Here is a 3,270-nt window from a genome sequence, read left to right on the forward strand (position 1 = left end):
GGTATGGGTTCCCCCCGTTTCGACGGAGCGGTGGTTACCTGCTTCCGGTCGGGGCAGGGGTGAGGTTATCTGGCTCGGTGTGGGCGTGCCAGGCGGTCTCGTATTCGTCGGGACTTTGGTAGCCGAGCTCTTTCTGGATGCGGCGGGTGTTATACCAACCGTCGATGTAGGTGAAGATCGCGTTCTCGGCCTCGTCGCGCGTCCGCCAGCTGTTGCGGTAGACCAGTTCGATCTTCAACGTCGACCAGAAGTTCTCCATCAGGGCGTTGTCGTAAGAGTCGCCGACCGAGCCCATGGACGGCCGGATTCCGTTGTCCTGCAAGCGTTGTGAGAAGCGGAAGCTGGTGTAGTTCGACCCACGATCCGAGTGGTGGATCAACTGCCCGTCGCGGACGTCACGCGACCAGATGCCGTACTCGAGCGCGGCCAGGATCAGATCCGTGTCGCACCGATCCGAGGTCTTCCACCCGACGATCCGGCGGGAGAACACGTCGCGGACGGCGGCCAGCCAGAACACGCCTTCCCCGCACGGGATCCGGGTGGCATCAGCGACCCACAACCGGTTCGGGGCTGCTGCGGTGAAGGTGCGGTTGACCAGATCCGGCGCCGGCGTGTGCCGCGGATCCTGCTTCGTGGAGCCGCCACGCCAGCCACGCCGCAGGAACACCCCGTGCCAACCCTGCTGGCTCATCAGCCGCTCGACCCGTTTGCGGCCGACCTGGATCCCGTCGCGGCGTAGTTGCCGATGCACCCGGTCAGCGCCGTAAGTGAAGCCGGAGGTCTCCCAGATCTCATAGATGTTGGAGATCAGACCGAGGTCGACCAGGTCGCGGTCGCATGGCTGTTCGGCCTGTCTCACCCACTGGTAGTAGGTCGACTCGGCAATGTTCAGGACCCGTAGCAGGAGCGCGACCGCGAAGCGGTCTGAGTGTTCGTCGATGAACCTCATGACCGTCGCCGGGTCGGGCCGGTGAAGTCGGCCCAGAGCGCGGCTCGGCCATGGTGGTCGTCCGTTTCTCTGGGCCGCTTCCCGAACCCGGCGTGCACCTTTCAATGCACCGGGCTCTCCACAAGTCCCGATCGGATCGGTGTTGGTCCTCGTCAGGCTGTCGGCCAGGGCGACGGGATGATCGATCCGCGGTAGCGATACCGGGTCGTTCCCAGCGTCTCTGGATCGAACAGTTCCCGCTGCCCACGCGGCCGCCAGCCGCCGCCGCAGTACTGACGGCGTAGTTCCTTCCAGGTGGACCGGCGGTGTTTGCGCCTCAGCCATCGCCATACCGTCTGCCACAGGTACTGGCTCAGATAGGCGAAGGTCACCGACGACACCCCGGACCGGAAGTAGGCGCACCAGCCACGAACTGCCTGGTTGAGCCTGCGGATCAGCTCGTCCAGCGGCTGGCTTACCTCGACCTGCCGACACAACGTCTTCACCTTGGCCATCACCGCTTTCAGCGACTTCCTGGCCGGATAGGTATAGATGAAGTGCCGGTCGGTTCCCCTCTTTCGATGACGCTGGATGCGCCACCCGAGGAAATCCACGCCCTCGTCGATATGGGTGATTAGCGTCTTCTCGGGCGACAGGCGCAAGCCCATCGTCGACAACACCCCAGTGATCTCATCCCGTAATGCCACGGCATCGGACTGGCTGCCTCTGATCATCAGGCAGCAGTCGTCGGCATACCGCACCAGCTTGAAGTTCGGCAGGCCACGCCGCAGCCGCCCAGCTCTCACACCCGGGCTGGAGTTCGGACCTCCGGGCTGCTGGGCAATGTGCTCGTCCAGCACCGCCAAGGCGACGTTGCTGAGCAACGGGGACAAGATCGACCCCTGCGGAGTCCCGGCGTTGGTCTCCCGCAACTGCCGGTCCTCACCGAGGATCCCGGCCTTCAGGAACGCCTTCACCAGGTCCAGGACGCGCTTGTCGGCGATCCGGCCACGCATCCGGCTCATCAGAGCGGTGTGGTCGATCTCGTCGAAGCAGGCCTTGATGTCACCTTCCACGATCCACTCGTAACGGCGTGGATTCGTGGCCAGATGACGAATCTCAGCCACCGCGTCATGAGCCCGGCGTCCCGGACGGAACCCATACGAGCATGGGAGGAAATCCGCCTCGAAAATCGGCTCCAACACCAGCTTCACCGATGCCTGGACCACTCGGTCGGTGATCGTCGCGATCCCCAACCGGCGCAGTTTCCCTCCCGGCTTAGGGATCATCCGCTCCCGCACCGGCAGCGGCCGGAAACTACGGTCCTTCAACGCGGACCGCAGCCCATCGAGGAAGTCCTCGACCCCGACACGCAACACGATCGACAGCGCTGTCCGCCCGTCGACACCGGCGGTCCTGGCACCCTTGTTGCCCCGCACCCGGTCCCACGCCACCAACAGGAACGCGGGATCGGTGACAAGGTTGAACAGGTCGCCGAACTGGCGATGAGGATCATCACGAGCCCAACGGTGCAGCTTGGTCTGGATCTTCAGTACCCGGTCCTCGGCCCGCAACAGGGCCAACTCCGGATCGTCGGTATTCACCGGCGACAACTCCTCCTGGCATTCCAATATCCGCACTGCATGACTTGCTGGCCCCCTTCGCCCTGCGTCCGGCTTTCCCGGACCCCGGCGGCGGGTCGTCACGCCCGCGACTACTACGAGGCCTCCGCCCCGACCGGTCACCCATCAGCGGCAACACACCTGCCCGATCCCCGTCCTGGACGAACCGGAGATCCGGCGGACGCCGGTCGGTTCCCACGTTCACCAACAAATCGATCGGCCAGGGAGGTGCCCAGCTCTACTCCGGCAGCATCGCCACGGCTACGCCGCAGGCCTTCACCATGGCCTCCTGACCGTCGGAGCTAAACGGCTTCAGAGTCCACCCCGCCGCCGAAGCCGCAGGGTCGTGCGCTGCACACCGGCCCATATCCACCAGGTTGGAGCCGGCTTCGCTGTTACGGAGCTTCAACCACTGGTTCACTCGCGTTGCACCTTCTGGCCTCGCCTCGACGAACCCGCACCGTCTGGCAGTCCCGGCACGTCACCGCCTTTGTCAGGGCCGCTTGCCACCCTCACCGCCATTGCGCGGATCAGGCTGCCCTCAGGCTCCAACCAGGCCGCTGCGACGGCCCGGCGGAAAGGTCTCTCACCCTCCTCGATCAATCAGCGCTACATGGCGCACAGCTCCGACGCGAAATACGAGGACGCGGCGCGCAGGATCTCATTGACCCGGCGCAGCTCAGCGACCTCTTCACGCAGCCGGCGGTTCTCATCCGCCAT

3 protein-coding genes are annotated in these 3,270 nt (G+C 64.9%); all 3 read right to left on the reverse strand.

Translation table 11 applies throughout. From position 1 onward, the window contains the following. Nucleotides 1-34 precede the first annotated feature (34 nt). The gene (locus AB0O15_RS47865; protein ID WP_364334897.1) at nt 35-1,054 is read right to left on the reverse strand and encodes an IS3 family transposase; all 1,020 of its coding nucleotides are present in this window, start codon (nt 1,052-1,054) and stop codon (nt 35-37) included. Between the two features lie 47 nt (nt 1,055-1,101). Further along, the gene (gene ltrA, locus AB0O15_RS47870; protein ID WP_364334891.1) at nt 1,102-2,532 is read right to left on the reverse strand and encodes a group II intron reverse transcriptase/maturase; all 1,431 of its coding nucleotides are present in this window, start codon (nt 2,530-2,532) and stop codon (nt 1,102-1,104) included. 256 nt (nt 2,533-2,788) lie between these two features. Beyond that, nucleotides 2,789-2,971: a hypothetical protein gene (locus AB0O15_RS47875; RefSeq protein WP_364334894.1), complete on the reverse strand. Its 183-nt coding sequence runs from the start codon at nt 2,969-2,971 to the stop codon at nt 2,789-2,791. Nucleotides 2,972-3,270 lie beyond the last annotated feature (299 nt).

The organism is Actinoplanes sp. NPDC089786, from assembly GCF_040684855.1.
Classification (GTDB): Bacteria; Actinomycetota; Actinomycetes; order Mycobacteriales; family Micromonosporaceae; genus Actinoplanes.